Raw genomic sequence first — 2,992 nt, 5'->3', positions numbered from 1 at the left:
GATTGCGGAAGAGGCTCTACGACAATGCCGGGCATTTCCGGTCCGAGATGGGCAAGCTCGGCTTCACCCTGGCCGGCGCTGACCATCCGATCATCCCGGTGATGCTCGGCGATGCAGCACTCGTGCAGGAGATGGCGGCGCGCATGCTGAAGCGCGGCATCTATGTCATCGGGTTCTCGTTCCCGGTGGTGCCGAAGGGCCAGGCGCGCCTCCGCACACAGATGTCCGCCGCTCATTCCAGTGCCGACATTGACCGCGCGGTCGTGGCGTTTGCCGAGGTAGCAAGGGAACTGTCGATCATATGACCGGCGGTCTCTAACTGCCTCGCCGCCAAACAGAGCTTCCGGCGAAATTCCAGAGTTTCATCAGAATATGTGCGCTAGCTGCTTGGGCGCCCGAATAGCAGTTGGCCATACCTTCAGAGTACGCATACGGCGACGGCCGCGGAGTCTATTCGTGCGCGCGAGAACCGGCAGCTCTATGATTGTCGCGCGTGAGGTTTCAGGCGGCCTGTTGACCAGCGGGCTTTCAGGTCACGCGGGTGCTTCCATTCCCAGGGCAGCAGTTCGTACAGACGCGAGGTGGGCAGATTAGCGATACGGGCAAGGATCGGCGAGCCAGGCCTTCGGATCAACGTCGTTGAGGCGACAGGTCATGATCATCGTCGACACGACGGCGGTTCGGTCGGCGCCACGCAGGCTACCGGCGAATGTCCAATTCCGTCTTCCCAAAGCGATGCCTCTCAATCCGCGCTCGGCAGCATTGTTGGACAAGCAGATCCTGCCGTCGTCGAGGAAGCGGGCGAGGTCGGTCCAGCGAGAGAGCATATAGTTCATCGGCTTCAGGACGTCGGAGGAACGCGAGAGGGTTTCGCGCTCGCGCAGCAGTCATGCGTGCATGTCGTCGAAGAGTGGCTTGCTCATCTACTGGCGTACGGCGCGCCGCTCGGCGGCGGTCTTGCAGTTGATCTCGCGCTCGATCTCGAACAGCGCATCAAGGCGCTTGACCGCCTCCAGCGCGATCGGAGAGATGGGCTTGCCATTCCTCTTGCCCTCGCGGGCGTTTTTCTCGATGTCGGCCAGCTCGAAGAAGCCCGCGCGGGCATGCGCAAAGCAAAGGCTGGCGTGAGCGGCTCGCCCTTCCGTCGCTCGTCGAAGAGCGCAGTGAGTCCACTGTAACAATCTACCTGCAGGAGGCCTGCGTCCCAGTTGGCCAGATGTTTCTGCGGATGCTCGCCACGCCGGTCACTCGAGGCGTAGTAGACGGCCGCAGGCGGCGCGGCGCCCGCGAAGGGTTGGTCATCGCGCACATAAATCCAGATTCGTCCGGTCGTGCACTTACCCTTAGCCAGGATGCGGATGGTGGTGTCATCCCCATGCAGGCGCTCGGCCGAGAGCACGTGCCTTTGCCTTCGCACTTAAACCGGGTGCTCTGCCTGTTGAGCGGGATGTGCATTCCAAAGTTGTCGAAGAGGATCGTCGCCAGCAGTTGCGGACCGATGAAGCCGCGCGGCGTGGCATGGAACGCGCCGGCGGCTGGGTGATCGCCTCGCAATCCCGGCACGCAAATTTCTCGCGCACGGTCTCGATCAGTTTGAACCGACGCGGGATCTCCTCCAGCGTCTCGGTCACGCGGCCATCCAGGCCTCCAGCGCCTCGTCCGACAGCGCCATGTCATCGATCGCGCTCATGCCGCCAAGGGGAGCGGCATCTCTTGGCGGCGCACCCAGTTCCAAGGCATCAGCTCGTCCCAGCGCGAGGCTGGCCAGTCGTTCTGGATGCGCTCGGTGACATCGGCCATGTAGGCTTCGGCATCGACGCAACAGAGCTTGCAGGTCTCGACGATGGGGAGTGTCAGAATTTCCGTGTGCGGGCGGGCATAATGGGTAAAAAGGATTCCCACTATGTCTCGACGCAAATCACCTGCAATACCGAATGAGCTTCTCGAGCAGTTGCTTGGAGGAGGTGCCGCGAGCGCAGCTTTTAATCAAGGCGGCCTGCTTGATTCGCTCAAGAAGGTTCTGACAGAGCGCGCGCTGAACGCGGAGATGGACCATCATCTGGCGAGCGGCGAAGACGCTGGCAATACGCTTAACGGCTATGGCCGCAAGACGGTGACGACCGAGACCGGCAAGCTGGAGATCGATGTTACGCGCGACCGCCAGTCGAGTTTCGATCCGCAGCTGATCGCCAAGTACCAGCGCCGTTTTCCCGGCTTTGATGACAAAATCGTATCGATGTACGCGCGCGGCATGAGCACCCGGGAGATCACCGGGCACCTGCGCGATCTACGGCATCGAAGTGTCAGCGGACCTGATCTCAACGGTGACGGACGCCGTTCTCGACGAAGTCGCCACCTGGCAGCAAAGGCCGCTCGATCCGATTTACCCGCTGGTCTTCTTCGATGCGATCCGGGTCAAGATCCGCGATGAGGGATGGTCCGCAACAAGGCCATCCCATATCGCACTGGGCGTGCGCGCCGATGGTGCAAAGGAGGTGCTGGGCCTCTGGCTCGAGCAGAATGAAGGCGCCAAGTTCTGGTTGCGGGTGATGAACGAACTCAAGAACCGTGGCTCGGAGGATATCCTTCTGGCTGTCGTTGATGGCCTGAAAGGCTTCCCGGACGCGATCACCGCAGTGTTCCCGGAGGCGATCGTCCAGACGTGCATCGTCCACCTGCTGCGCAACTCGATGGACTTCGTGTCCTGGAAAGACCGCAAGAGCCTCTCCAGCGCACTCAATCTACCGCGCCGTCGATGCCGATGCCGCCGAAAAGGCGCTGGCGGCGTTCGAGGCCGGCCCGTGGGGCCAGCGCTATCCCGCCATCGGCCAGAGCTGGCGGCGCGCCTGGGGCGAGGTCATTCCATTCTTCGCGTTCCCTGACGACGTTCGTCGGATCATTTACACCACGGATGACATCGACAAGCCTGATTTCGACTTTTTCGATTCCTGTTGCGTTTCTTTGTTCGGCTCAGGTGAGCCTGTTTCTTCGT

2 protein-coding genes and 2 pseudogenes are annotated in these 2,992 nt (G+C 61.6%); 2 read left to right on the top strand and 2 right to left on the bottom strand.

The window, feature by feature from the left end; all coding sequences use genetic code 11:
• Positions 1–305 (top strand): aminotransferase class I/II-fold pyridoxal phosphate-dependent enzyme (locus NKI50_RS30445; RefSeq protein WP_352718690.1); only part of this gene is annotated, 305 nt, incomplete at its 5' end.
• A gap of 196 nt (positions 306–501) precedes the next feature.
• Here NKI50_RS30445 and tnpC read toward each other — a convergent pair.
• Positions 502–1,631, bottom strand: a pseudogene (tnpC, locus tag NKI50_RS30440) (IS66 family transposase); the annotation flags it as partial.
• 55 nt (positions 1,632–1,686) lie between these two features.
• Entirely contained in the window at positions 1,687–1,902 is a 216-nt protein-coding gene (locus tag NKI50_RS30435; RefSeq protein ID WP_502900401.1) for a transposase domain-containing protein, read from the bottom strand.
• A 1-nt stretch (position 1,903) separates the two neighbouring features.
• Between NKI50_RS30435 and NKI50_RS30430 the strand changes: the two are divergent.
• Positions 1,904–2,992: pseudogene (locus NKI50_RS30430) on the top strand (IS256 family transposase); the annotation flags it as partial.

It is taken from the genome of Mesorhizobium sp. M0563, from assembly GCF_040321065.1.
In the GTDB taxonomy this organism is placed as follows: Bacteria; Pseudomonadota; Alphaproteobacteria; order Rhizobiales; family Rhizobiaceae; genus Mesorhizobium.
Note: the sequence above shows the minus strand (reverse complement) of the source record. Positions and strands in the feature narration are given on the sequence as shown.